Annotated in this window: 22 protein-coding genes; 13 read left to right on the top strand and 9 right to left on the bottom strand. The window is 52.5% G+C overall.

From position 1 onward, the window contains the following. Positions 1-20: 20 nt before the first annotated feature. The 10 genes from kdsC (at position 21) to yrbL (ending at position 6,831) form a co-directional block, all read left to right on the top strand. A complete protein-coding gene (kdsC, locus tag BEB54_RS19295) occupies positions 21-587 on the top strand; it encodes a 3-deoxy-manno-octulosonate-8-phosphatase KdsC (RefSeq protein ID WP_000030014.1) in 567 nt (188 codons plus the stop codon). After that, positions 584-1,159, top strand: a complete 576-nt coding sequence (lptC, locus tag BEB54_RS19290; RefSeq protein ID WP_032303841.1) for an LPS export ABC transporter periplasmic protein LptC — start codon at positions 584-586, stop codon at positions 1,157-1,159. The genes kdsC and lptC overlap by 4 nt, the downstream gene beginning before the upstream one ends. Next, positions 1,128-1,685, top strand: a complete 558-nt coding sequence (gene lptA, locus BEB54_RS19285) for a lipopolysaccharide ABC transporter substrate-binding protein LptA (protein WP_032303842.1) — start codon at positions 1,128-1,130, stop codon at positions 1,683-1,685. The genes lptC and lptA overlap by 32 nt, the downstream gene beginning before the upstream one ends. A 6-nt stretch (positions 1,686-1,691) precedes the next feature. Further along, positions 1,692-2,417 carry an LPS export ABC transporter ATP-binding protein gene (gene lptB / locus BEB54_RS19280; protein WP_000224099.1) on the top strand — a complete coding sequence of 242 codons (726 nt, stop codon included), beginning with the start codon at positions 1,692-1,694 and terminating at the stop codon, positions 2,415-2,417. 47 nt (positions 2,418-2,464) lie between these two features. Beyond that, the gene (gene rpoN, locus BEB54_RS19275) at positions 2,465-3,898 is read left to right on the top strand and encodes an RNA polymerase factor sigma-54 (protein ID WP_000809051.1); all 1,434 of its coding nucleotides are present in this window, start codon (positions 2,465-2,467) and stop codon (positions 3,896-3,898) included. A 22-nt stretch (positions 3,899-3,920) separates the two neighbouring features. Continuing rightward, on the top strand, positions 3,921-4,208 hold the full coding sequence (gene hpf / locus BEB54_RS19270; protein ID WP_001176599.1) for a ribosome hibernation promoting factor: 288 nt from the start codon (positions 3,921-3,923) through the stop codon (positions 4,206-4,208). Between the two features lie 117 nt (positions 4,209-4,325). Then, complete coding sequence (gene ptsN / locus BEB54_RS19265) at positions 4,326-4,817, top strand: PTS IIA-like nitrogen regulatory protein PtsN (RefSeq protein ID WP_000183679.1); 492 nt, start codon at positions 4,326-4,328, stop codon at positions 4,815-4,817. Between the two features lie 45 nt (positions 4,818-4,862). Then, entirely contained in the window at positions 4,863-5,717 is an 855-nt protein-coding gene (gene rapZ / locus BEB54_RS19260; RefSeq protein WP_000243741.1) for an RNase adapter RapZ, read from the top strand. Continuing rightward, entirely contained in the window at positions 5,714-5,986 is a 273-nt protein-coding gene (gene npr / locus BEB54_RS19255; RefSeq protein ID WP_000216791.1) for a PTS phosphocarrier protein NPr, read from the top strand. Before rapZ ends, npr begins: the two co-directional genes overlap by 4 nt. 212 nt (positions 5,987-6,198) lie before the next feature. Then, positions 6,199-6,831 carry a PhoP regulatory network protein YrbL gene (gene yrbL, locus BEB54_RS19250; RefSeq protein WP_032185196.1) on the top strand — a complete coding sequence of 211 codons (633 nt, stop codon included), beginning with the start codon at positions 6,199-6,201 and terminating at the stop codon, positions 6,829-6,831. On the opposite strand, the gene mtgA is transcribed toward yrbL, so the two are convergent. From mtgA to BEB54_RS19230, 4 genes are all read right to left on the bottom strand, one after another. Beyond that, positions 6,828-7,556: a monofunctional biosynthetic peptidoglycan transglycosylase gene (mtgA, locus tag BEB54_RS19245; protein ID WP_105276805.1), complete on the bottom strand. Its 729-nt coding sequence runs from the start codon at positions 7,554-7,556 to the stop codon at positions 6,828-6,830. The genes yrbL and mtgA overlap by 4 nt on opposite strands. Then, positions 7,553-8,206, bottom strand: coding sequence for an isoprenoid biosynthesis glyoxalase ElbB (gene elbB, locus BEB54_RS19240; RefSeq protein ID WP_001352908.1), 654 nt, complete (start codon positions 8,204-8,206; stop codon positions 7,553-7,555). Before elbB ends, mtgA begins: the two co-directional genes overlap by 4 nt. 229 nt (positions 8,207-8,435) lie before the next feature. After that, positions 8,436-10,772: an aerobic respiration two-component sensor histidine kinase ArcB gene (gene arcB, locus BEB54_RS19235; RefSeq protein ID WP_105276806.1), complete on the bottom strand. Its 2,337-nt coding sequence runs from the start codon at positions 10,770-10,772 to the stop codon at positions 8,436-8,438. 95 nt (positions 10,773-10,867) lie between these two features. Then, positions 10,868-11,797 carry a TIGR01212 family radical SAM protein gene (locus BEB54_RS19230; RefSeq protein ID WP_032185237.1) on the bottom strand — a complete coding sequence of 310 codons (930 nt, stop codon included), beginning with the start codon at positions 11,795-11,797 and terminating at the stop codon, positions 10,868-10,870. Positions 11,798-12,471: 674 nt separating this feature from the next. Between BEB54_RS19230 and gltB the strand changes: the two genes are divergently transcribed. The 3 genes from gltB (at position 12,472) to BEB54_RS19205 (ending at position 19,674) form a co-directional block, all read left to right on the top strand. Further along, positions 12,472-16,932 (top strand): glutamate synthase large subunit, encoded by a 4,461-nt coding sequence (gene gltB, locus BEB54_RS19215; RefSeq protein WP_105271883.1) that lies wholly within the window; start codon positions 12,472-12,474, stop codon positions 16,930-16,932. Positions 16,933-16,944: 12 nt separating this feature from the next. Next, a complete protein-coding gene (gene gltD, locus BEB54_RS19210; RefSeq protein ID WP_105276807.1) occupies positions 16,945-18,363 on the top strand; it encodes a glutamate synthase subunit GltD in 1,419 nt (472 codons plus the stop codon). Positions 18,364-18,546: 183 nt separating this feature from the next. Then, a complete protein-coding gene (locus BEB54_RS19205; RefSeq protein WP_105276808.1) occupies positions 18,547-19,674 on the top strand; it encodes a PDDEXK nuclease domain-containing protein in 1,128 nt (375 codons plus the stop codon). Positions 19,675-19,733: 59 nt separating this feature from the next. On the opposite strand, the gene nanQ is transcribed toward BEB54_RS19205, so the two are convergent. The 5 genes from nanQ to nanA all read right to left on the bottom strand — a co-directional run bounded on the left by nanQ (position 19,734) and on the right by nanA (position 24,295). After that, a complete protein-coding gene (gene nanQ / locus BEB54_RS19200; protein ID WP_000979880.1) occupies positions 19,734-20,198 on the bottom strand; it encodes an N-acetylneuraminate anomerase in 465 nt (154 codons plus the stop codon). After that, positions 20,195-21,070, bottom strand: a complete 876-nt coding sequence (gene nanK / locus BEB54_RS19195; RefSeq protein WP_105276809.1) for an N-acetylmannosamine kinase — start codon at positions 21,068-21,070, stop codon at positions 20,195-20,197. Before nanK ends, nanQ begins: the two co-directional genes overlap by 4 nt. Next, a complete protein-coding gene (locus BEB54_RS19190) occupies positions 21,067-21,756 on the bottom strand; it encodes an N-acetylmannosamine-6-phosphate 2-epimerase (protein ID WP_096983152.1) in 690 nt (229 codons plus the stop codon). Before BEB54_RS19190 ends, nanK begins: the two co-directional genes overlap by 4 nt. Before the next feature lie 46 nt (positions 21,757-21,802). Continuing rightward, positions 21,803-23,293, bottom strand: a complete 1,491-nt coding sequence (gene nanT, locus BEB54_RS19185; RefSeq protein ID WP_000108455.1) for a sialic acid transporter NanT — start codon at positions 23,291-23,293, stop codon at positions 21,803-21,805. 108 nt (positions 23,294-23,401) lie between these two features. Continuing rightward, positions 23,402-24,295: an N-acetylneuraminate lyase gene (gene nanA / locus BEB54_RS19180; RefSeq protein WP_000224714.1), complete on the bottom strand. Its 894-nt coding sequence runs from the start codon at positions 24,293-24,295 to the stop codon at positions 23,402-23,404. Positions 24,296-24,357: the final 62 nt, after the last annotated feature.

The raw sequence follows: 24,357 nt of genomic DNA, 5'->3' as shown, positions 1-24,357 counted from the left end.
AGATTCAAGGATAAACAACAATGAGCAAAGCAGGTGCGTCGCTTGCGACCTGTTACGGCCCTGTCAGCGCCGACGTTATGGCAAAAGCAGAGAACATTCGTCTGCTGATCCTCGACGTTGATGGCGTACTGTCAGATGGCCTGATTTATATGGGCAATAATGGCGAAGAGCTGAAAGCGTTCAACGTTCGTGACGGTTATGGCATTCGTTGTGCGCTCACCTCTGATATTGAAGTCGCTATCATTACCGGGCGAAAGGCTAAACTGGTAGAAGATCGTTGTGCCACATTGGGGATCACTCACTTGTATCAGGGGCAGTCAAACAAACTGATCGCCTTTAGCGATCTGCTGGAAAAACTGGCAATTGCCCCGGAAAATGTGGCTTATGTCGGCGATGATCTCATTGACTGGCCGGTAATGGAAAAAGTGGGTTTAAGCATCGCCGTGGCCGATGCGCATCCACTGTTGCTCCCGCGCGCCGATTACGTGACGCGCATTGCTGGCGGTCGTGGCGCAGTGCGAGAAGTTTGCGACTTATTACTCCTGGCGCAGGGCAAACTGGATGAAGCCAAAGGGCAATCGATATGAGTAAAGCCAGACGTTGGGTTATCATTGTGCTATCACTGGCGGTTCTGGTGATGATCGGCATTAATATGGCCGAAAAAGACGATACCGCCCAGGTGGTCATCAACAATAATGATCCCACCTATAAAAGCGAGCATACGGACACGCTCGTCTATAACCCAGAAGGGGCACTAAGCTATCGATTGATTGCTCAACACGTTGAATATTATTCCGATCAGGCCGTTTCGTGGTTTACGCAGCCGGTACTTACCACGTTTGATAAGGATAAAATCCCGACATGGTCCGTAAAAGCAGATAAAGCCAAGCTGACCAATGACCGGATGCTCTATTTATATGGACACGTTGAAGTCAACGCACTCGTGCCGGACTCTCAACTTCGCAGAATCACGACGGATAACGCGCAGATCAATCTGGTGACGCAGGATGTTACCTCTGAAGACCTTGTCACGTTATACGGAACAACATTTAACTCCAGCGGTCTGAAAATGCGCGGCAACTTACGCAGCAAGAACGCCGAGCTGATTGAAAAGGTTAGAACATCCTATGAAATTCAAAACAAACAAACTCAGCCTTAATCTTGTGCTTGCCAGCTCACTTCTGGCCGCCACCATTCCGGCATTTGCCGTAACCGGAGACACTGATCAGCCGATCCACATTGAATCGGACCAGCAATCTCTTGATATGCAAGGCAACGTGGTTACCTTTACCGGTAATGTCATCGTCACCCAGGGCACCATCAAAATTAATGCCGACAAAGTGGTCGTTACCCGTCCGGGCGGCGAACAAGGTAAAGAAGTGATTGACGGCTACGGTAAACCGGCAACGTTCTACCAGATGCAGGACAACGGTAAACCCGTTGAAGGTCACGCTTCCCAGATGCACTACGAATTGGCAAAAGATTTTGTCGTTCTGACGGGTAATGCTTATCTGCAGCAGGTCGATAGCAACATTAAGGGTGATAAGATCACTTACCTGGTGAAAGAGCAGAAAATGCAGGCGTTCAGCGACAAAGGCAAGCGCGTAACCACCGTTCTGGTGCCGTCGCAGCTGCAGGACAAAAACAACAAAGGCCAGACCCCGGCACAGAAGAAGGGTAATTAATTCGTTATGGCAACATTAACTGCAAAGAACCTTGCAAAAGCCTATAAAGGCCGCCGCGTGGTAGAAGACGTTAGCCTGACCGTCAACTCCGGGGAAATTGTCGGTCTGCTGGGGCCAAACGGTGCCGGTAAGACCACCACTTTCTACATGGTTGTTGGCATTGTGCCGCGCGATGCGGGCAATATCATTATTGATGATGACGATATCAGTCTGCTGCCTCTGCATGCGCGCGCGCGCCGCGGTATCGGCTATCTGCCGCAGGAAGCCTCCATTTTTCGTCGCCTCAGCGTTTACGATAACCTGATGGCGGTACTGCAAATTCGTGACGACTTGTCTGCTGAACAACGTGAAGACCGCGCGAACGAGCTGATGGAAGAGTTTCACATCGAACACCTGCGTGACAGCATGGGGCAGTCACTCTCCGGGGGTGAACGTCGCCGTGTAGAAATTGCCCGTGCACTGGCTGCGAATCCGAAATTTATTCTGCTTGATGAACCGTTTGCCGGGGTTGACCCGATCTCGGTTATCGACATCAAACGCATCATTGAGCACTTGCGCGACAGCGGCCTGGGCGTGCTGATCACCGACCATAACGTGCGTGAAACGCTGGCGGTTTGTGAACGCGCTTATATCGTCAGTCAGGGGCATTTGATCGCCCACGGCACGCCTACAGAAATCTTACAAGACGAACATGTTAAGCGTGTATACCTTGGGGAAGACTTCAGACTCTGATAGGGTAGAAGTTTGCGACGTTTTATCAGGAGAGTACGATTCTGAACATGAAGCAAGGTTTGCAACTCAGGCTTAGCCAACAACTGGCGATGACGCCACAGCTCCAACAGGCTATTCGTCTGTTGCAGTTGTCGACGCTGGAACTTCAGCAGGAGCTACAGCAGGCGCTGGAGAGTAATCCGCTGCTTGAGCAAATCGACACTCATGAAGAAATCGACACCCGCGAAACGCAAGACAGTGAAACACTGGACACCGCCGACGCACTCGAACAAAAAGAGATGCCGGAAGAGCTGCCGCTCGATGCCAGTTGGGACACCATTTACACCGCTGGTACACCCTCCGGCACCAGCGGTGACTACATTGACGACGAGCTGCCGGTCTATCAGGGCGAAACAACGCAGACCTTGCAAGATTACCTGATGTGGCAAGTCGAGCTGACACCGTTTTCCGACACAGACCGCGCTATTGCTACCTCTATCGTCGATGCCGTTGATGACACCGGTTATCTGACTGTTCCGCTGGAAGATATTCTCGAAAGTATGGGCGATGAAGAAATCGACATCGATGAAGTTGAAGCCGTCCTGAAGCGGATCCAACGGTTTGATCCGGTCGGCGTAGCGGCGAAAGATCTGCGTGACTGCCTGCTGATCCAACTCTCCCAATTCGACAAAACTACGCCGTGGCTGGAAGAGGCGAGACTGATCATTAGCGATCATCTCGATCTGTTAGCCAATCACGACTTCCGCACCTTAATGCGCGTCACGCGACTGAAAGAAGATGTGCTGAAAGAAGCCGTCAATCTGATCCAGTCGCTCGATCCACGCCCCGGACAGTCGATCCAGACTGGTGAACCGGAGTATGTTATTCCAGATGTACTGGTGCGTAAGCATAACGGTCACTGGACGGTAGAACTCAACAGCGACAGCATTCCGCGTCTGCAAATTAACCAACACTACGCTTCGATGTGCAATAACGCGCGCAACGACGGTGACAGCCAGTTTATCCGCAGCAATCTGCAGGATGCCAAATGGTTGATCAAGAGTCTGGAAAGCCGTAACGATACGCTACTACGCGTGAGTCGCTGTATCGTTGAACAGCAGCAAGCCTTCTTTGAGCAAGGCGAAGAATATATGAAACCGATGGTACTGGCCGATATCGCCCAGGCTGTCGAAATGCATGAATCGACGATATCTCGCGTGACCACGCAAAAATACCTGCATAGTCCACGAGGCATTTTTGAACTGAAGTATTTCTTTTCCAGTCACGTCAATACCGAGGGCGGCGGCGAAGCTTCCTCAACGGCAATTCGTGCGCTGGTGAAGAAATTAATCGCGGCGGAAAACCCAGCGAAACCGCTAAGCGACAGCAAGTTAACCTCTTTGCTGTCAGAACAAGGTATCATGGTGGCACGCCGCACTGTTGCGAAGTACCGAGAGTCTTTATCCATTCCGCCGTCAAACCAGCGTAAACAGCTCGTTTGACCCAACCGATAAGGAAGACACTATGCAGCTCAACATTACCGGAAATAACGTCGAGATCACCGAGGCACTGCGCGAATTTGTTACTGCTAAATTTGCCAAACTTGAGCAATATTTTGACCGAATCAACCAGGTCTATGTTGTTCTGAAAGTGGAGAAAGTCACCCATACCTCAGATGCAACACTGCATGTAAACGGTGGTGAAATTCATGCCAGCGCGGAAGGTCAGGACATGTACGCTGCCATTGATGGCTTAATTGATAAGCTGGCACGCCAGTTGACCAAACATAAAGATAAACTGAAACAACACTAATTGTCCGGGCAATTAGCATGTGCATGGCGGCCTGTTGTGCGGCACAACGGGCCATTTGTACAGTTAATGCTCCGAACCTGTTCCACCGTTTGAGTGAGCAGGTTCTTAGGTGAAATTATGACAAATAATGATACAACTCTACAGCTTAGCACTGTTCTTAACAGGGAATGTACGCGAAGCCGCGTCCACTGTCAGAGCAAAAAACGCGCCCTGGAAATCATCAGCGAGCTGGCGGCGAAACAACTTAGCCTGCCGCCTCAGGTGGTTTTTGAAGCTATCCTGACGCGGGAAAAAATGGGCAGTACCGGTATCGGCAATGGTATAGCCATTCCGCATGGCAAACTGGAAGAAGATACTCTGCGCGCCGTTGGCGTTTTCGTTCAGCTCGAAACGCCCATAGCTTTCGATGCCATTGACAACCAACCAGTAGATTTACTGTTTGCGTTGCTGGTTCCGGCTGACCAAACCAAAACGCACCTGCATACTCTGTCGCTGGTGGCGAAACGTCTGGCGGATAAAACCATCTGCCGCCGTTTACGCGCAGCCCAGAGCGATGAAGAGCTGTATCAAATCATTACGGATACCGAAGGTACTCCGGATGAAGCGTAGTTATTCGGTAATGTCTCTTTTAGACGTTGTGAGGAGAAACAGTACATGGTACTGATGATCGTCAGCGGACGTTCAGGTTCAGGTAAATCTGTCGCCCTTCGTGCGCTGGAAGATATGGGTTTTTACTGCGTGGATAACCTCCCCGTAGTGTTGTTACCCGATCTGGCTCGAACTCTGGCCGATCGCGAGATTTCTGCCGCCGTCAGCATTGATGTTCGTAATATGCCGGAGTCACCAGAAATATTCGAACAGGCGATGAGTAACCTACCTGACGCTTTCTCACCGCAACTCCTGTTCCTGGATGCCGACCGTAATACCTTAATTCGTCGTTACAGTGACACGCGCCGCCTGCATCCGCTTTCCAGCAAAAACCTGTCGCTGGAAAGTGCTATCGACAAAGAAAGCGATCTACTGGAACCACTGCGTTCGCGAGCGGATCTGATTGTCGATACCTCAGAAATGTCCGTTCACGAGCTGGCAGAAATGTTGCGTACCCGTTTACTGGGTAAACGTGAACGCGAACTGACCATGGTCTTTGAGTCTTTCGGCTTCAAACACGGTATCCCTATCGATGCAGATTACGTCTTTGACGTGCGCTTCTTGCCGAACCCGCACTGGGATCCAAAACTGCGTCCGATGACAGGTCTTGATAAGCCTGTCGCCGCGTTCCTCGACCGCCACACAGAAGTACACAATTTTATTTACCAGACGCGAAGCTATCTTGAGCTATGGTTACCTATGCTGGAAACCAACAACCGTAGCTACCTGACGGTCGCCATTGGTTGTACTGGCGGGAAGCACCGTTCGGTGTATATTGCAGAGCAGTTGGCAGACTACTTCCGTTCACGCGGTAAAAACGTCCAGTCACGCCATCGTACGCTGGAAAAACGTAAACCATGACCGTCAAGCAAACTGTTGAAATCACAAACAAGCTGGGCATGCATGCCCGGCCTGCAATGAAGCTGTTTGAATTAATGCAGGGTTTTGACGCTGAAGTGCTGTTACGTAACGATGAAGGCACTGAAGCTGAAGCCAACAGCGTTATTGCGCTGCTGATGCTGGATTCTGCCAAAGGACGGCAGATTGAAGTCGAAGCGACCGGTCCACAGGAAGAGGAAGCACTGGCCGCCGTTATCGCTCTCTTTAACTCTGGTTTTGATGAAGATTAATTTTCATCACTTTGACATACAAATCCCTTCAAGCTCCCCCCGACAATAAAAAAAGCGCGTACTGAAATCGTTATTAATGACGGAAATTGTACATTTTGTGCGCTTTTCACTTTCAGAAGAACCTTAAGAAAACCTTAAGAGGCATTGTTTAGGTTTTGTTTAAGTTATTCGACCATACTGGAGATCGTCAGAAAATATTTCCAGGAGATGGTATGATTCGCTTATCTGAAAAAAATCCCCTGGGCACCGGAAGACATCGGAAATGTTATGCGCATCCGGAAGATGCCCAACGCTGTATCAAGATTGTCTACCACCGTGGTGATGGTGGTGATAAAGAGATCCGCCGTGAGTTAAAGTATTACGCGCATCTTGGTCGCCGGTTAAAAGACTGGAGTGGAATACCGCGCTATCACGGTACCGTGGAGACGGATTGCGGAACGGGTTATGTCTACGATGTGATTGCCGATTTCGACGGTAAGCCCTCCGTTACGCTGACCGAATTTGCAGAACAATGCCGTTACGAAGAAGACGTTGCACAGCTGCGCCAGTTACTGAAACAGCTGAAACGTTATTTGCAGGATAACCATATCGTGACGATGTCGTTGAAGCCGCAGAATATCCTCTGTCACCGCATCAGTGAGTCAGAGGTTATCCCCGTCGTCTGCGACAACATTGGTGAAAGCACGTTGATTCCACTGGCGACCTGGTCAAAGTGGTGTTGTCAGCGAAAGCAAGAGCGGTTATGGAAACGGTTTATCGCCCAGCCGGCACTGGCTATTGCCCTACAGAAAGATCTGCAACCACGTGAGAGCAAAACGCTGGCCCTCACTTCGCGCGAAGCTTAATTCAGCTGGTGTTGTTGCATAAACGACTCACCGCCTAACTGATACATCTGCCGTAAAATCCACGCCTGACGGCTACGCACATAGCCCGATGGCGCGGAGACTTTGAAACGCAGTGGATTAGGTAATACGGCAGCCAGTAACGCAGCTTCCGACCGGGTAAGTTTGCTCGCGGGTTTGTGGAAATAACGTTGTGCCGCAGCTTCGACGCCAAACACACCGTCGCCAAATTCGGCGATATTCAGGTAAACCGTCAGGATACGCTTTTTGCTCCAGACTGTTTCTATCCCCAGCGTTAATCCAGCTTCCAGCCCTTTTCGAACCCAGCTACGCCCATCCCATAAAAAGAGATTTTTGGCTGTCTGCTGAGAAATCGTTGAAGCACCGCGAATACGGTTTTCATTGCGCTCGTTGTGCGCCAGGGCTTGCTCAATGGAAGCGACATCAAAGCCCCAGTGCTCAGGAAACTTCTGATCTTCTGCGGCAATCACCGCCAGTCCCATCCACGGCGAGATTTGATCCATACTGACCCAGTCAGAATGTGCCACGTAACGAAAATTGCCATGCAGCCAGGCGCTGACTTGTCGCTCGGCCATTACCGCTGAGAAAGGAACAGGCGCAACGCTAAACAACGCGATGCCCCCGCCCCAGAAAACGGCGAGGACAACCATTAACCGTAGAAGAAAACGGCGAACGAAACTTAACACCGTTAAGCGGCTTTTACTCATTCAGTCAGAACCAGCACGCGGGAAACCAGCTTATCAATGCCGCTCGCCGCTTCTGCAATGTTCTGCGCCAGCATATATGCCGGGGTGGTGACAATCTTATTGTCTTCATCAACCACGATATCATCGACAGGACACGGCACATGCTCCGCGCCCATCTCTTCCAGCACTTCTGCGGTATCGATATCAGTACCGATGGTCAAACGCAGCGGGAAATCGAAAATTTTCGGCAGCATCGCCGGGGCAATACACATAAAACCAAGCGGTTTTCCGGCCTGATGCATCGCTTGTGCCAGCGCCTTTAATTCACGGTCAACGGTGCATTCGCTACCAAGACTGGCAAAATTGCTTAAATTCTTCGCCGCGCCAAACCCCCCCGGCACAATCAACGCATCCAGTTCAGCGGCATCGGCCTGAGCCAGAGGACGGATTTCACCGCGCGTTATTCGTGCCGCTTCAATCAGCACATTGCGCGTTTCCGTCATCGCTTCGCCAGTTAAATGGTTGATAACATCAACCTGCTGCTTATCCGGTGCAAAGCAGACCGCCTGCGCACCGCTGCGTGAAATAGCTAACAACGTCAACACCGCTTCATGAATTTCAGAACCGTCATAGACGCCGCATCCGCTCAGAATTACGCCAATTTTCTTCATTGTGATCATCCTTTCGCAATTGACTGAAACACATTAATTTTTTTAATAAAAATGCTACGCATCACACATTTAACTGATTCATGTAACAAATCATTTAAGTTTTGCTATCTTAACTGCGTGCGGCCTGAAAAACAGTGCTGTGCCCTTGTAACTCATCATAATAATTTACGGCGCAGCCAAGATTTCCCTGGTGTTGGCGCAGTATTCGCGCACCCCGGTCTAGCCGGGGTCATTTTTTAGTAGCTTTTGCTACCCACGCTTTCAGTACTTCTACGTCGTGACGCCACTCTTCTTTCATCTCTTCAATCCATTCACCGACGTTATCTTCCCAGGCTGGAAGGTCAGGAGACTGAATTTGCTGACCCAGCTGTTGCAGATGGCGTAACCCCACTGACCCCGCCGCACCTTTAATTTTATGTCCTTCCTCAACAATGCCTTTTTTATCCTGCGCCGTCAGATTTGACTCCAGCACGCTGACATATCCCGGCATCATCTTCTCAAACACCGCTAACCCATCGGTGATCAGCTTCGGTCCTACAAGTTCGAGATACTGTTCCAGCATGGGAATATCGAGCAATGCTTCTGATTTACTGTTCTCTTCTGTCGTCACCGTACTCTCCTCATCATCCTGGGTATCCCAGAATTTCTTGATCATCGCGGTTAGCGCCGGAACAGAAAGCGGCTTACTCAGCACATCATCCATTCCAGCATTGAGGTACTCTTGTTTGTCTTTCAGCACGTTAGCGGTTAAGGCCACCAGCGGCGGTAAATCCTCGCGCGGATAACGCTTCGTCAGTTCACGAGAGATATCCAGCCCGGTCATATCTGGCAACTGAATATCCAGCAACACCAGGTCGTATTCGCCCGGTTTAAACATCTCCAGCGCCGTCTTGCCGGTCATGGCGACATCAACGCTGTTACCTAATTTTTCCAGCACAGAGCGTGCGACAATCACGTTCAGTTCAATGTCTTCCACCAGCAGCACATTCAGCGCCGGTAAAGGCATATCGTCTTCATCAAACGCATCATCAACCTCTTCTGCTACCGACGGTGCGTGGATCGTCAACGTAAAGGTGGAACCTTTGCCCTGTTCGCTGGTAACCGTAATATCGCCGCCCATATTTTTCGCCAGACGACGAGAAACGGCCAGACCAATACCGGTGCCAGTGGCGGGCTTACCGCCGTGACTGTCTTTCACCTGGTAATACATGGCGAAAATTTTATCCAGCTCATCCTGCGGAATGCCAATGCCGGAATCTTCCACTTCAAAATGCAGCATATCGCCTTCATCGTAGCGCACGCGCACGGTAACCTGGCCCTGCTGGGTAAATTTGACGGCGTTACTGATGAGGTTCCACAGGATCTGCCGTAAACGCGTCCCGTCGGTAATGACCTGATGCGGTAATGGCAGCGTCGGCTCCAGATTAAAGCGCAATCCTTTCTGTTGCGCCTGCAATGCGGAGAGATTTTCCAGATCGGCAAGGAAGCTGGTGAAATCAACCGGCTGATTATCAAGCTGGACCTTGCGCCGTTCCATCTTATCCATGTCGATAATATCGTTGAAGATATTCCCCAGCGTGACGGCAGAAACATGGATGGTTTTGAGATATTTTTCCTGCTCGGCGGTGAGTTCGGTATCCAGCAGAATGCGGCTCAGGCCGACGATACCGTTCAGCGGTGTACGCAATTCGTGACTGATGGTGGAAATAAACGTCGTTTTGTCGCGGCTGGCGCGTTCAAGTGCATCCTGATACCGCTTACGCTCGGTAATGTCGCGACCAAAGCCCATCAAACCGTGACGTTTACCCACGCGGTCGTAGTACGGCACTTTACGGATTTCAAAGCAGGCTTTGCGTCCGTCGGGATAATCCAGCCACTGCTCATAGGTCAGTGACACATTATGACGGAACACTTTTTCATCGGTTTCAATGACTTTCGCAGCGGCTTCCGGTGAGTAAACATCAGCAGGTTTCAGGTGAACCAGTTGTTTTTCGCTTTTTCCGGTCAGCAGCTCCATCGCGCGGTTACAGCCGGAAAACTCTTTATCTTCGTTACGATAAAAAACCAGGTCGGGTGAAGCATCAAGGAAGGAACGTAAGAATGAGGATTGCTGCTCGAGCTGAATTTGTGTCTCTTCGCGCTCTTTAATTTCAATTTTCAGTTGTTCAAAGGTTTCCTGCAGTTCGGCTTCTGCTTTTTCACGAACGGCAATTTCCTGATTTAGCTGGGCAATATTATCTTTTAACTGAACGTTGAGGCTCAAATCGCGCTCGCGCATCTCCTCCAGTTTTTGCACCAGCCGTGACAGACGTTGTCGTGACTCCTCCAGTTGCTCGACGACCACCGATAGAAAGTAGACCGCCCACGGCGTAATCAGCAGACCAAAGAAGATAGAACGAATAACATCAATGCTTTCGACCTGACCATGCAGCACCATGGTCACTGCCATTTGTACCACAATGGCAAGAACGACGAGGGCCAGCGCCAGCAACATTGAGAAGCGCACCAGACCTAACTTCATCATCAGGTCAACATAATACTGCGCCAGCAGACGAATTTGCTTCATTAGGGAATTCCTTCACGACAACCTGCCCCAATAATACCCAATTCTGACAGTTACGTTATAAATTGTGTGAGAAATGCGGAATTCCCCTCAATGGCCTACGCCGTTGGAGGTAGCCACGGACGTCCCAGCGCCGATCCCTGTACGCCATGTTCATTCAGATAGCGATCCAGCTCGACCATTCCCGTCCATCGATTTTCGCACCACAGCGGAGCAAGCAACGTTGGGCGACGGGCGCTGGCGGAAATGCGGTGGTAGATCACTTCCGGTGGCGTATGGCGAATCATTTCTCCGGCAGTGAGCGTGTAATCGTACAGTTCAATACCGTTCAAACGCCCCGCTTCCCAGGCTTTCGCCATAATGCTGCCTTTTACTATATGTAGCGGATGCAGCTTTATGCCGTCCACGCCGGTTTCAACCACTCGCTCCAGCGTTTGCAAACATTCAGTCTGCCCTTCGCCAGGCAGGCCGACAATTAAGTGAGAACACACCTTCAGCCCGCGCTCACGCGCCAGCTGCGTCGTGCGCTGATAGCAGGCAAAATTATGACCGCGATTGATGCGATGCAGCGTTTTGTCGTGGGCGGTTTGTAGCCCCAGCTCCAGCCACACTTCGTAGCCCTGGTCCTTATATTCGCAAAGCAGATCCAGCACCGCATCCGGCACGCAGTCCGGGCGGGTACCAACACACAAACCGACAATATTGGCCTGGCTCACCGCCTGCTGATACATAGAACGCAGCACCTGAACTTCCGCAAAGGTGCTGGTATACGCCTGAAAGTAGGCCAGATAGCGTTTAGCGCGGTTAACTAAATTCGCCTGGTGCGCCAGTTGCTCGGCAATGGAATGATGCTGCTGCGCTTCATCGGCAAACGAGGCAACATTACAGAATGTGCAGCCACCACGCCCGATGGTACCGTCACGGTTAGGGCAGCTAAAACCGCCGTGCAGCGTCAGCTTATGCACCTTTTGCCCATAACGACGGGTGAGATCACCACCAAACATATTGACTAATTTCTGTAACTGCATAATCTGATAGACCGCGCCTTGAAAAGAGGCCAAAGCCTGCCATTTTTAGCTCAATTCGGCGATGACCTGGATCAATCGTCCCGGCCTGCCTTTATCAACTGCATAATCAATCAAAATTACCGAAATTTCATTCATAATCACATAAATCACTTTTGCTTATCTTGTGTCAGATTTTTTTATCAGGTTATGGATTTTAGGCAAAAACAGTAGCATGAAACGTCATTACCAATTAATGCAGTATAAAATACTGCCTTTCTCGTCAGTTCAAGGCAGGATAAGGGTTAACATGCCTTTATGACAGTCAGGAATTGACTGTTTCCCTAACGACGCCTCTTTTCAACTTAATTAACAAATCCTTTTTAATTTCAATAAATTAATAAAGAATTTTGCGCTAAAGCACATTTCTGTACCAATAAGCTTGCCATTTGACCTGTATCAGCTTTCCCGATAAGTTGGAAATCCGCTGGAAGCTTTCTGGATGAGCAGCCTGCTCATCATATTTATGCAGTAATTGAGATCCCCTCTTCACCGTATTAATCGATGCGAAAAGGACAACAAGGGGGCGAATGCGAGGCGCGCGTATGAAACGCAAACCCCGTCGCCACGCTCTTTCTGTGCCCGTGCGCAGCGGTTCGGAAGTGGGGTTCCCGCAGAGCCTGGGGGAGGTTCACGATATGTTGTACGATAAATCCCTTGAGAGGGATAACTGTGGTTTCGGCCTGATCGCCCACATAGAAGGCGAACCTAGCCACAAGGTAGTGCGTACTGCAATACACGCACTGGCCCGCATGCAGCACCGTGGCGCGATTCTCGCCGATGGTAAAACCGGTGACGGTTGCGGCTTGCTGTTACAAAAACCGGATCGCTTTTTTCGCATTGTTGCGCAGGAGCGAGGCTGGCGTTTAGCGAAAAACTACGCCGTCGGGATGCTTTTCCTGAATAAAGATCCTGAACTCGCCGCGACCGCACGCCGCATCGTTGAAGAAGAGCTGCAACGCGAAACGTTGTCGATTGTCGGCTGGCGTGATGTCCCCACTAACGAAGGCGTGCTGGGTGAAATCGCCCTCTCCTCTCTGCCACGCATTGAGCAAATTTTTGTGAACGCCCCGGCAGGTTGGCGTCCGCGCGATATGGAGCGCCGTCTGTTTATCGCCCGCCGCCGCATTGAAAAGCGTCTCGAAGCTGACAAAGACTTCTACGTCTGTAGCCTGTCGAATCTGGTGAACATCTATAAAGGTCTGTGTATGCCGGCGGATCTGCCGCGCTTCTACCTGGATCTTGCGGACCTGCGTCTGGAATCGGCCATTTGCCTGTTCCACCAGCGCTTCTCCACTAACACCGTGCCGCGCTGGCCGCTGGCGCAACCGTTCCGCTACCTGGCGCATAACGGTGAAATCAACACCATCACCGGTAACCGCCAATGGGCGCGTGCGCGTACCTATAAATTCCAGACACCGCTAATCCCTGACCTGCACGACGCCGCACCGTTCGTCAACGAAACCGGCTCTGACTCCAGTTCGATGGATAACATGCTGGAACTGCTGCTGGCTGGCGGGATGGATATCATCCGCGCCATGCGTCTGTTAGTGCCACCCGCCTGGCAGAACAACCCGGATATGGACCCGGAACTGCGCGCGTTCTTCGACTTTAACTCCATGCATATGGAGCCGTGGGATGGTCCGGCGGGCATCGTGATGTCCGATGGTCGCTTCGCCGCCTGTAACCTCGACCGTAACGGTCTGCGTCCGGCGCGCTATGTCATCACCAAAGATAAGCTCATCACCTGCGCCTCTGAAGTGGGTATCTGGGATTACCAACCTGACGAAGTGGTGGAAAAAGGCCGCGTTGGCCCTGGCGAACTGATGGTGATCGACACCCGCGGTGGGCGCATTCTGCACTCGGCAGAAACCGATGACGATCTGAAAAGCCGCCACCCTTATAAAGAGTGGATGGAGAAAAACGTCCGCCGCCTGGTGCCGTTTGAAGATCTGCCTGATGAAGAAGTGGGTAGCCGCGAACTGGACGACGACACGCTTGCCAGCTACCAGAAGCAGTTTAATTACAGCGCGGAAGAGCTGGACTCTGTGATCCGCGTGCTGGGCGAAAACGGCCAGGAAGCCGTCGGTTCGATGGGCGATGATACCCCATTCGCCGTGCTCTCCAGCCAGCCGCGCATTATTTACGACTACTTCCGCCAGCAGTTTGCGCAGGTCACTAACCCGCCAATCGACCCGCTACGTGAAGCGCATGTTATGTCGCTCGCCACCAGCATCGGGCGTGAAATGAACGTCTTCTGTGAAGCAGAAGGCCAGGCGCACCGTTTAAGCTTTAAATCGCCGATTCTGCTCTACTCCGATTTCAAACAGCTCACGACGATGAAAGAGGAGCACTACCGCGCAAATACGCTGGATATCACCTTTGACGTCACTAAAACCACGCTCGAAGCGACGGTCAAAGAGCTGTGCGACAAAGCAGAACAGATGGTGCGTAGCGGCACCGTGCTGCTGGTGCTTTCTGACCGGAATATCGCTAAAGATCGCCTGCCGGTTCCGGCCCCGATGGCGGTTGGCGCGATCCAGACCCGTCTGGTCGATCAAAGCCTGCGTTGCGATGCCAACATTATCGTCGAAACCGCCAGCGCCCGCGATCCGCACCACTTCGCCGTGTTGCTGGGCTTCGGCGCGACGGCTATTTATCCATACCTTGCCTATGAAACGCTGGGCCGCCTGGTAGACACCCACGCGATTGCCAAAGATTATCGTACCGTGATGCTCAACTACCGTAACGGCATCAACAAAGGCTTGTACAAAATCATGTCCAAAATGGGCATCTCCACCATCGCGTCTTACCGCTGCTCGAAACTGTTTGAAGCGGTCGGTCTGCACGATGATGTAGTGGGCCTGTGCTTCCAGGGCGCGGTTAGCCGCATTGGTGGGGCAAGCTTTGAAGACTTCCAGCAGGATCTGCTGAATCTGTCGAAACGTGCCTGGCTGGCGCGTAAGCCCATCAGCCAGGGCGGCTTGCTGAAATACGTGCACGGTGGCGAATACCACGCCTACAACCCGGACGTCGTGCGCACACTGCAACAGGCGGTACAAAGCGGCGAGTACAGCGACTATCAGGAATACGCGAAGCTGGTTAATGAGCGTCCGGCAACCACGCTGCGCGATCTGCTGGCAATTACGCCGGGTGAAAACGCAGTCAACATTGCCGATGTTGAACCGGCAAGCGAACTGTTTAAACGCTTCGATACCGCCGCGATGTCTATCGGCGCATTAAGCCCGGAAGCCCACGAGGCGCTGGCGGAAGCGATGAACAGCATCGGCGGTAACTCGAACTCCGGTGAAGGTGGTGAAGATCCGGCGCGCTACGGCACTAACAAAGTGTCGCGCATCAAGCAGGTGGCTTCTGGTCGCTTCGGCGTTACTCCGGCGTACCTGGTCAATGCTGACGTCATTCAGATTAAAGTAGCCCAGGGCGCGAAGCCGGGCGAAGGCGGTCAGTTGCCGGGTGATAAAGTCACTCCTTACATTGCCAAACTGCGCTATTCGGTGCCCGGAGTGACGCTGATCTCCCCGCCGCCGCACCACGATATCTACTCTATCGAGGACTTAGCGCAGCTCATTTTCGACCTCAAGCAGGTTAACCCGAAAGCGATGATCTCCGTGAAGCTGGTGTCCGAACCGGGCGTTGGTACCATCGCCACAGGTGTAGCGAAAGCTTATGCCGATTTAATCACCATCGCAGGCTATGACGGCGGCACTGGCGCAAGTCCGCTTTCATCGGTGAAATACGCAGGCTGCCCGTGGGAACTGGGGCTTGTTGAAACACAACAGGCGCTGGTTGCCAACGGCTTGCGTCATAAGATCCGTTTGCAGGTCGATGGCGGCCTGAAAACGGGTGTCGATATCATCAAAGCGGCGATTCTCGGCGCAGAAAGCTTCGGCTTCGGCACTGGCCCGATGGTGGCGCTCGGCTGTAAATACCTGCGAATCTGCCACCTGAACAACTGCGCCACCGGTGTAGCAACTCAGGATGACAAACTGCGTAAGAACCACTATCACGGCTTGCCGTTCAAAGTGACCAACTACTTTGAATTTATCGCCCGTGAAACCCGCGAGCTGATGGCGCAACTGGGCGTAACGCGCCTGGTGGATCTGATTGGCCGTACCGACCTGCTCAAAGAGCTGGACGGTTTCACCGCCAAACAGCAGAAACTGGCGCTGTCGAAGCTGCTGGAGACTGCCGAGCCTAAGGCTGGTAAGGCACTTTACTGCACCGAAAACAACCCGCCGTTTGATAATGGCCTGCTAAACGCGCAGTTGCTGCAACAGGCGAAACCGTTTGTCGATGAGCGTCAGAGCAAAACCTTCTGGTTCGATATTCGCAACACCGACCGTTCCGTGGGTGCATCGCTTTCGGGCTATATCGCCCAGACGCACGGCGATCAGGGGCTGGCAGCCGATCCGATTAAAGCGTACTTCAACGGCACCGCAGGCCAGAGCTTCGGTGTGTGGAACGCGGGCGGCGTGGAACTGTACCTGACCGGTGATGCCAACGACTATGTCGGTAAAGGCATGGCGGGCGGCTTAATCGCCATTCGCCCTCCGGTTGGCTCAGCCTTCCGCAGCCATGAAGCAAGTATTATCGGCAACACCTGCCTGTATGGCGCGACCGGTGGTCGTCTGTATGCCGCAGGCCGCGCGGGTGAACGTTTCGGCGTGCGTAACTCCGGTGCGATTACCGTGGTTGAAGGTATTGGCGACAACGGGTGTGAATATATGACGGGCGGTATTGTCTGTATTCTGGGTAAAACCGGCGTTAACTTCGGCGCGGGCATGACCGGCGGCTTCGCTTACGTTCTCGATGAAAGCGGCGATTTCCGCAAACGCGTTAACCCGGAACTGGTCGAGGTCTTAAGCGTTGACTCCCTGGCGATCCATGAAGAGCATCTGCGTGGTCTTATCACCGAGCATGTTCAGCATACCGGTTCCCAGCGTGGTGAAGAGATTCTGGCGAACTGGTCAACCTTCGCCACGAAATTTGCGCTGGTTAAACCGAAGTCCAGTGATGTAAAAGCACTGCTGGGTCACCGTAGTCGTAGCGCAGCAGAGTTGCGCGTGCAGGCGCAGTAAGGGGTAGTAACAATGAGTCAGAATGTTTATCAATTTATCGACCTGCAGCGCGTTGATCCGCCAAAGAAACCGCTGAAGATCCGCAAAATTGAGTTTGTTGAAATTTACGAGCCGTTTTCCGAAGGCCAGGCCAAAGCGCAGGCTGACCGCTGCCTGTCGTGCGGCAACCCATACTGCGAGTGGAAATGCCCGGTACACAACTACATCCCGAACTGGCTGAAGCTCGCCAACGAGGGGCGTATTTTTGAAGCGGCAGAACTGTCGCATCAGACCAATACCTTGCCGGAAGTTTGCGGACGTGTCTGCCCGCAAGACCGTCTGTGCGAAGGTTCCTGCACCCTGAACGATGAGTTTGGTGCGGTGACCATCGGCAACATTGAGCGTTATATCAATGATAAAGCGTTCGAAATGGGCTGGCGTCCGGATATGTCTGGCGTGAAACAGACCGGTAAAAAAGTGGCGATTATCGGTGCAGGCCCGGCGGGTCTGGCGTGTGCGGATGTCCTGACACGCAACGGTGTGAAAGCGGTCGTCTTCGACCGTCACCCGGAAATCGGCGGCCTGCTGACCTTCGGTATTCCGGCTTTCAAGCTGGAAAAAGAGGTAATGACGCGCCGCCGTGAAATCTTCACCGGCATGGGTATTGAATTCAAACTCAATACCCAAGTGGGCCGCGACGTGCAGCTGGACGATCTGCTGAGTGATTACGATGCGGTGTTCCTTGGCGTCGGGACTTATCAGTCAATGCGCGGCGGACTGGAAAACGAAGACGCCGATGGCGTGTACGCAGCGCTGCCGTTCCTCATCGCCAACACCAAACAGTTAATGGGCTTTGGCGAAACCCGCGAAGAACCGTTCGTCAGCATGGAAGGCAAACGCGTGGTGGTACTTGGCGGTGGCGATACCGCGATGGACTGCGTACGCACGTCTGTGCGCCAGGGGGCGAAACACGTCACCTGTGCCTATCGTCGTGATGAAGAGAACATGCCGGGTTCCCGCCGCGAAGTGAAAAACGCGCGGGAAGAAGGTGTTGAGTTCAAATTCAACGTCCAGCCACTGGGTATTGAAGTGAACGGCAACGGCAAAGTCAGCGGCGTGAAAATGGTGCGCACCGAAATGGGTGAACCGGACGCCAAAGGTCGTCGCCGCGCGGAGATCGTTGCAGGTTCCGAACATATCGTTCCGGCAGATGCGGTGATCATGGCGTTTGGTTTCCGCCCACACAGCATGGAATGGCTGGCAAAACACAGCGTCGAGCTGGATTCGCAAGGCCGCATCATCGCCCCGGAAAGCAACGACAACGCCTTCCAGACCAGTAACCCGAAAATCTTTGCTGGCGGCGATATCGTCCGTGGTTCCGATCTGGTCGTTACCGCAATCGCTGAAGGTCGTAAGGCGGCAGACGGCATTATGAACTGGCTGGAAGTTTAAGCTCTGTCCCAGCGCCGCCTCCTCAGAAAAGAGTCGGCGCTGAAATTCTCCTTTCGTTCTGGAAAGCGCCTCGCATAATCTGAAGAAAACCAATGTAATACGCACATCTGGATTGTTACCGGCAGATGCCCGGCGTATAGCTGATTCCATTATTCAACACTGCGCCATATAAAGGGAAAGATAATGGAATCGCTCTCAGAAGGAACCACAGCAGGCTACCAGCAAATCCACGACGGCATTATTCATCTGGTCGATAGCGCCCGAACGGAAACGGTACGTAGCGTTAACGCGCTGATGACCGCGACATACTGGGAAATTGGCCGACGAATTGTCGAATTTGAACAAGGTGGCGAGGCCAGAGCTGCGTATGGTGCGCAGCTAATCAAGCGACTATCAAAGGATTTAAGTCTAAGGTATAAGCGTGGGTTCTCTGCAAAAAACTTACGCCAAATGAGGCTTTTTTACCTCTTTTTTCAACATGTTGAAATTCGCCAGACAGTGTCTGGCGAATTAACACCATTGGGAATTCCGCAGACACCGTCTGCAGAATTCCCATCGGCAAAGATTTGGCAGACGCTGTCTGCCAAATCTTTCCCCCTGCCCTGGTCCACCTACGTCCGTCTACTTTCCGTTAAAAACGCTGACGCCCGCAGCTTTTATGAGAAAGAGACACTCCGCTGTGGTTGGTCTGTCCGCCAGCTAGAGCGGCAAATTGCGACCCAATTTTATGAACGAACACTGCTGTCACATGACAAATCAGCCATGCTGCAACAACACGCCCCTGCCGAGACGCATATTCTTCCGCAACAGGCGATACGCGATCCCTTTGTGCTCGAATTTTTGGAATTGAAAGATGAATACTCAGAATCCGATTTTGAGGAGGCGCTGATCAACCACCTGATGGATTTCATGCTGGAACTTGGGGATGATTTTGCCTTTGTTGGTCGACAGCGAAGGTTACGCATTGATGACAACTGGTTTCGTGTCGATCTGCTGTTTTTCCACCGCCGTTTACGCTGCCTGCTAATCGTCGATCTAAAAGTGGGCAAATTCAGCTATAGCGATGCCGGACAGATGAATATGTATCTCAACTACGCCAAAGAGCACTGGACGCTACCGGATGAAAATCCGCCCATCGGTCTGGTTCTCTGTGCAGAAAAAGGAGTCGGAGAAGCACATTATGCACTGGCTGGTTTGCCTAACACCGTTCTGGCAAGCGAATATAAGATGCAACTACCTGATGAAAAACGACTCGCGGATGAACTCGTTCGAACACAGGCGGTGCTAGAGGAAGGCTATAGACGCCGTTAATTTCAGCGGTTTCGAATTCTGCAGACAGTGTCTGCAGAATCTTTAAAACGAACTAAGTTTTAAGCCATTAAATCAGCCTTAACCTTCACTACCACCTTTTTAATCTCACCAGGTTCGCCGACAACGCATCCCGGCTTATGCGGTTCTCCAGGCATAAACACGGCGAACATTCCCGGTTTCAGGATGATGGTTTGCTCATTCTCAATGGCGCTGCAAAGCTGGTAATCATCTTCATGGTGGAACTCTTCACACTGACGCGCAGTGCCTGCCATGCCAAACAGGATCCGTTCCTCACCGTTTAATAACAGCTGGATATCAATGTACTGCTCGTGCAATTCCGCTTTTTTCTCGACGGGCGATTGAGTGTTAAACGTCATGACATTCATAAAGATATTATCGCCCTGTAATTCGTAACGACCCGGCGCTTTTTCTTGCGGTCTGGCAGCTAATGCCAGCGTTAACGCGTCCTGTAACGCAGGATGTAACCCAGCAGACGGTAATGACTGTACTTCACCCATCATCATAATTTTTCTCCCTGGGCCAACAGCGCAGCCCCAAGTAAACCTGCATCATGGCGGTAGTGCGCCGCCAGTAAATCAACATGAAATGCCGCTGGCTCCTGCGCCAGATACGTTTCCACCAACGCCAGATACCCTTCTGCCAGACCAACGCTGCCACCGACCACTACGCACTGACAATCAGTTGTGGCTTTAATATCAGCGATCAGCCTTGCCAGCACATGTGCGGAGCGGTGAATCAGTTGCTGCGCCTGCTCATCGCCCTGCCCGGCGTGCGTGAAAATAGTTTTCGCATTCGCACCAGCCAACTCCCCTTGCGCTGCCGCCGCAATGCCGCGACCAGAAGCAATCGCCTCCACGCAACCTATGCGTCCACAGCCGCAGACTGGACCATGCGGATCGGCAAGCGTATGCCCGATGTGCCCCGCCAGACCTCCAGGGCCGGTAAGCAGTTTGCCGCCGCTCACTACACCGCCGCCAACACCAGTGGAAACGGTGATAAACACCATATCGGTTATATCGCCTTCCAGCGCCTGATACTCTGCCCATGCTGCGGCCTGCGCGTCGTTAATGGCAATGGTCGGCAAATCGGTAAGCTGCTCCAGTGTTTTGACTAACGGAAAGTGTAGTAATCCACCAAGATTATGCGGATTTAGCGCCAATAAGCTGCCGTCGCGAATAATTCCGGTTGAAGCGATAGCAACTCTCTGCGCATGAGCTTGCAACGGAGAGACTAATGCGGATAAGGCATCACGCAAGGCTTCTGGTGTCTGGCTGGCTGGCGTAGGAAGTTCACGACGATCGCGGATCTGCCCGTCAGCGCCAATCAGCGCGGCGGCAAGTTTAGTACCGCCGATATCAATCGCCAGTGTGGTCATAGCACCGCCTTTTTCATCGCTGTGTTGTACCACTGGCAAATGTGTTCAAGACGTGTGATAGCAGAACCGACCGTCACCGCCCATGCGCCGTGGCGCATCGCATCCGCCGCCTGAGCAGGCGTGTTGTAACGCCCTTCGGCAATCACCCGACATCCGGCGTCGCTCAACGTTTTCACCAGCGCCAGATCCGGCTCTTCTGGCGTTTCAGGTGTGGTATAGCCAGAAAGCGTAGTGCCAATAATTTCGGCTCCCAGCTTTTGGCATGCCAGGCCGTCTTCCGGCGTTGAGCAGTCGGTCATCGCCAGTAAACCGTGATGGTGGATACGTGCCAGTAGCGTTTCAACAGGCACCGGACGCGGTCGGTCGGTGCCGTCAATCGCGATGATATCCGCGCCTGCCTGCGCCAGCGCATCGACATCTTCAATATATGCCGTGATGCGTACCGGAGAATCCTCCAGATCGCGTTTCACAATCCCGATAATCGGCACACTCACCACCGCACGCGTGGCTTGCAGATTTGCCACACCTTCAATACGAATGGCAACCGCTCCCGCCTGCTCTGCCGCTAATGCCATGGCGGCGACGATTTCAGGTTTATCGAGTGGGCTGTCCGGAACCGGCTGGCAGGAGACAATCAGGCCACCGTTAGAAGCGATTTTTTGATCCAGTTGTGCAAGTAACGACATACATCTTCCCTTAGCGAAAGGCCCGGTAGAAGACCGGGCAACAGGATTAACTTTTGGTTTTGACTAAATCGTTTTTAGCGCTGCCAAACGGCACGGCACCGCTAAATGGTTTGCCGTCGATAGCGTCATGAGTACGCAACGCTTCCGGGCGCAACCAACGCTGAACGCGAGAAGGCATATCCAGCCCAATCAGCAGGATCACCACGAACGTCAGGCTAAACGAAAGCGATGCCAGCGCAGTACCCAGATCCAGACGTTGAGCGATCAACGCGCCGATGATTGGGGCCAGTGCGCCGCCCAATGCGCCAACGTTGTAGGTAAAGCCCAGGCCCGCTGCACGCTGGTCGGTATCGAAATAACCGCCAATCAGTTTCGGTAAGATCCCGGCGATCCCTTGTCCAAGCATTTGCTGGAAGAACAGTAACAAACCGAGCACCCAGACGTTTGCGCCACCAATCGCAAATACCGGAATAATCAGCAGTTGCGAGGCCAGCAGGCTACAAACGTACGCTTTGCGGGTTCCCAGCCAGTCACCGAGGAAGCCGCCGACACAGCAACCCACAGCCGCCCCAAAGCCACTAAAGAACAGCACATTGGCGACAGTATGCGGGTCATAAGCAAGATCGGTTTTCAGATACGTTGGCAGCAGTGCCTGAATCGGCCATGAGTAGAGGAAAGCAAATAACACAACCACCATCAGCATTACGCCCGTTGGCCAGCGTTTGCCCGTACTCTGAACCATAAAGCTGATAAAGATTGCGGCACATAACAGCCCGAGAACAGCGACGATTGCGGCATTTTGCAGGTTACCAGCGAAGCAGAACCACAGCGCAGTAGCCGCCGCCAGCGTCATTACGATATTGGCAATGCGATGTTCACCACGGTAAAGAATGTCTACCATCGTGCGTACTGGTGCTTTACCTGCGTGTTTCTCTTTCCAGTCTTCCGCTTCCGGAATGTTTTTACGCAGCCAGAGAGCAAAGATGATTGGCAAAATGCCGATAAAGAACAGCGCTCGCCAGCCCCAGACCGGAACCACCAGGCTGTAGACCTGAGCGGCAACGACGGCACCCACCGAGAAGCCGGAAATCAGAAAGCCACTGGCTTTGTTACGCAGATGTTTTGGCCAGCTTTCAATGACATAGGTGGCGCTGGAGCCGTATTCTCCCGCCATCCCCATGCCGATGACCAGACGAGCAATAAACATGGTGATGTAGCCTGGCGCAAAGCCGCAGGCCAGCGTCCCGGCCGAGAAGAGAACGATACTGGTAACCATTGCCAGACGACGCCCGTAGCGGTCGCCCATAGCGCCAAGCATCAGGCCGCCGAACCAGCGAGAGATAAAGGCTGCGGAGATCAGACTTGCCGCCTGTACCGTCGTCAGCCCGAATTCACCTTGTACTTCGGTGAGTACCAGGGCGATTAAAACGAAATCAAAACCGTCAAGCAGATATCCCAACCAGGCAGCGGAAAATGCGCGCCATTGTGCGCGGTTGAGATGGCGATACCACGGGATATTCTGGGTTGTAGTACTCATTGTGAGTCTCCCGCGGTGGGCGATGCCCACACGCTTTGGTATAAAAATTGTAGGGTACAGATGCGTTTATTTCCCCTCACCCGGTAGGGGCGAGCGAGGGGAAACAACTCACCCGCGCTCTTGCATCAACTGCTGGGCTAGCGCCTTCAGTTCTGGCAGATATTTTTCATCGACCGGACCAAACGGTTTGCGGCACAGCGGCACAGAAACGACATCCATATAGTGAAGGACAGTTTTCAGGCCGCGGAATACGCCCGTTTTGATCAGTAAATCAATGACTTTATTACATTCGGTTTGCAGCTTCTGCGCGGTCTGGATATCGCCTTCTTTCAGCGCCTTCACGATACCCTGATAACGCCAGCCCATAATGTTGTAAGTACTACCGATACCACCATCAGCGCCCGCCAACAAACCAGAAGCAAAGATTTCGTCGTAACCGTTATAGAGCACCAGATCCGGATGTTCACGACGGATCTGCTCCATCTGATAGAGATCGCCAGAGGTCTGTTTCAGCGCGCCGACACCAGGCAACGTAACCAGAGTGTTAATCTGATCCAGGGTCAGTTTAACGCCGCTTAACGCCGGAATGTTGTACACCACCATCGGCAACCCATCCGCCGAATCAATAATTGCCCGATAGTGATCGCAGTGTTCTTCAAAGCTGAAAGGATAGTAGAACGGCGTGACAGCGGAGACGGCATCGAAGCCATAACGTTTAGCCGATGCCGCAAGTTGTTGGCTTTCAGCAGTGCTGACGCAACCTACATGAGCGATGAGTTTAATCTTGCCTTTCGCCTCTTCGGCGACGATTTCCAGTACCTGTTCACGCTCGGAAAGGCTTTGTACAAAGGCTTCACCGGTCGACCCCCCGACATATAAGCCGTCAATGCCCTGCTGAATATTGAACTGAACCAGGCGACGCAGACTCGCTTTATCCAGTGCTTGTTGTTGATCAAAAGGAGTCAGGAGTGCGGCCATTACGCCACGTAAATTCGTTGCCATAAATACCTCTGAAGTGATGCTTGTCTGATAAACGATATACCTTTATACCTGTTATACCAGAT

The sequence above is a fragment of the Escherichia sp. MOD1-EC6021 genome, from assembly GCF_002965245.1.
Classification (GTDB): Bacteria; Pseudomonadota; Gammaproteobacteria; order Enterobacterales; family Enterobacteriaceae; genus Escherichia; species Escherichia coli_F.
Note: the sequence above shows the minus strand (reverse complement) of the source record. Positions and strands in the feature narration are given on the sequence as shown.

Excerpts from the sequence above, each read along its gene's own strand:
- kdsC (WP_000030014.1), top strand. The coding sequence starts at position 21 with ATGAGCAAAGCAGGTGCGTCGCTTGCGACCTGTTACGGCCCTGTCAGC.
- lptC (WP_032303841.1), top strand. The coding sequence starts at position 584 with ATGAGTAAAGCCAGACGTTGGGTTATCATTGTGCTATCACTGGCGGTT.
- lptA (WP_032303842.1), top strand. The coding sequence starts at position 1,128 with ATGAAATTCAAAACAAACAAACTCAGCCTTAATCTTGTGCTTGCCAGC.
- lptB (WP_000224099.1), top strand. The coding sequence starts at position 1,692 with ATGGCAACATTAACTGCAAAGAACCTTGCAAAAGCCTATAAAGGCCGC.
- rpoN (WP_000809051.1), top strand. The coding sequence starts at position 2,465 with ATGAAGCAAGGTTTGCAACTCAGGCTTAGCCAACAACTGGCGATGACG.
- hpf (WP_001176599.1), top strand. The coding sequence starts at position 3,921 with ATGCAGCTCAACATTACCGGAAATAACGTCGAGATCACCGAGGCACTG.
- ptsN (WP_000183679.1), top strand. The coding sequence starts at position 4,326 with ATGACAAATAATGATACAACTCTACAGCTTAGCACTGTTCTTAACAGG.
- rapZ (WP_000243741.1), top strand. The coding sequence starts at position 4,863 with ATGGTACTGATGATCGTCAGCGGACGTTCAGGTTCAGGTAAATCTGTC.
- npr (WP_000216791.1), top strand. The coding sequence starts at position 5,714 with ATGACCGTCAAGCAAACTGTTGAAATCACAAACAAGCTGGGCATGCAT.
- yrbL (WP_032185196.1), top strand. The coding sequence starts at position 6,199 with ATGATTCGCTTATCTGAAAAAAATCCCCTGGGCACCGGAAGACATCGG.
- mtgA (WP_105276805.1), bottom strand. The coding sequence starts at position 7,556 with ATGAGTAAAAGCCGCTTAACGGTGTTAAGTTTCGTTCGCCGTTTTCTT.
- elbB (WP_001352908.1), bottom strand. The coding sequence starts at position 8,206 with ATGAAGAAAATTGGCGTAATTCTGAGCGGATGCGGCGTCTATGACGGT.
- arcB (WP_105276806.1), bottom strand. The coding sequence starts at position 10,772 with ATGAAGCAAATTCGTCTGCTGGCGCAGTATTATGTTGACCTGATGATG.
- BEB54_RS19230 (WP_032185237.1), bottom strand. The coding sequence starts at position 11,797 with ATGCAGTTACAGAAATTAGTCAATATGTTTGGTGGTGATCTCACCCGT.
- gltB (WP_105271883.1), top strand. The coding sequence starts at position 12,472 with ATGTTGTACGATAAATCCCTTGAGAGGGATAACTGTGGTTTCGGCCTG.
- gltD (WP_105276807.1), top strand. The coding sequence starts at position 16,945 with ATGAGTCAGAATGTTTATCAATTTATCGACCTGCAGCGCGTTGATCCG.
- BEB54_RS19205 (WP_105276808.1), top strand. The coding sequence starts at position 18,547 with ATGGAATCGCTCTCAGAAGGAACCACAGCAGGCTACCAGCAAATCCAC.
- nanQ (WP_000979880.1), bottom strand. The coding sequence starts at position 20,198 with ATGATGATGGGTGAAGTACAGTCATTACCGTCTGCTGGGTTACATCCT.
- nanK (WP_105276809.1), bottom strand. The coding sequence starts at position 21,070 with ATGACCACACTGGCGATTGATATCGGCGGTACTAAACTTGCCGCCGCG.
- BEB54_RS19190 (WP_096983152.1), bottom strand. The coding sequence starts at position 21,756 with ATGTCGTTACTTGCACAACTGGATCAAAAAATCGCTTCTAACGGTGGC.
- nanT (WP_000108455.1), bottom strand. The coding sequence starts at position 23,293 with ATGAGTACTACAACCCAGAATATCCCGTGGTATCGCCATCTCAACCGC.
- nanA (WP_000224714.1), bottom strand. The coding sequence starts at position 24,295 with ATGGCAACGAATTTACGTGGCGTAATGGCCGCACTCCTGACTCCTTTT.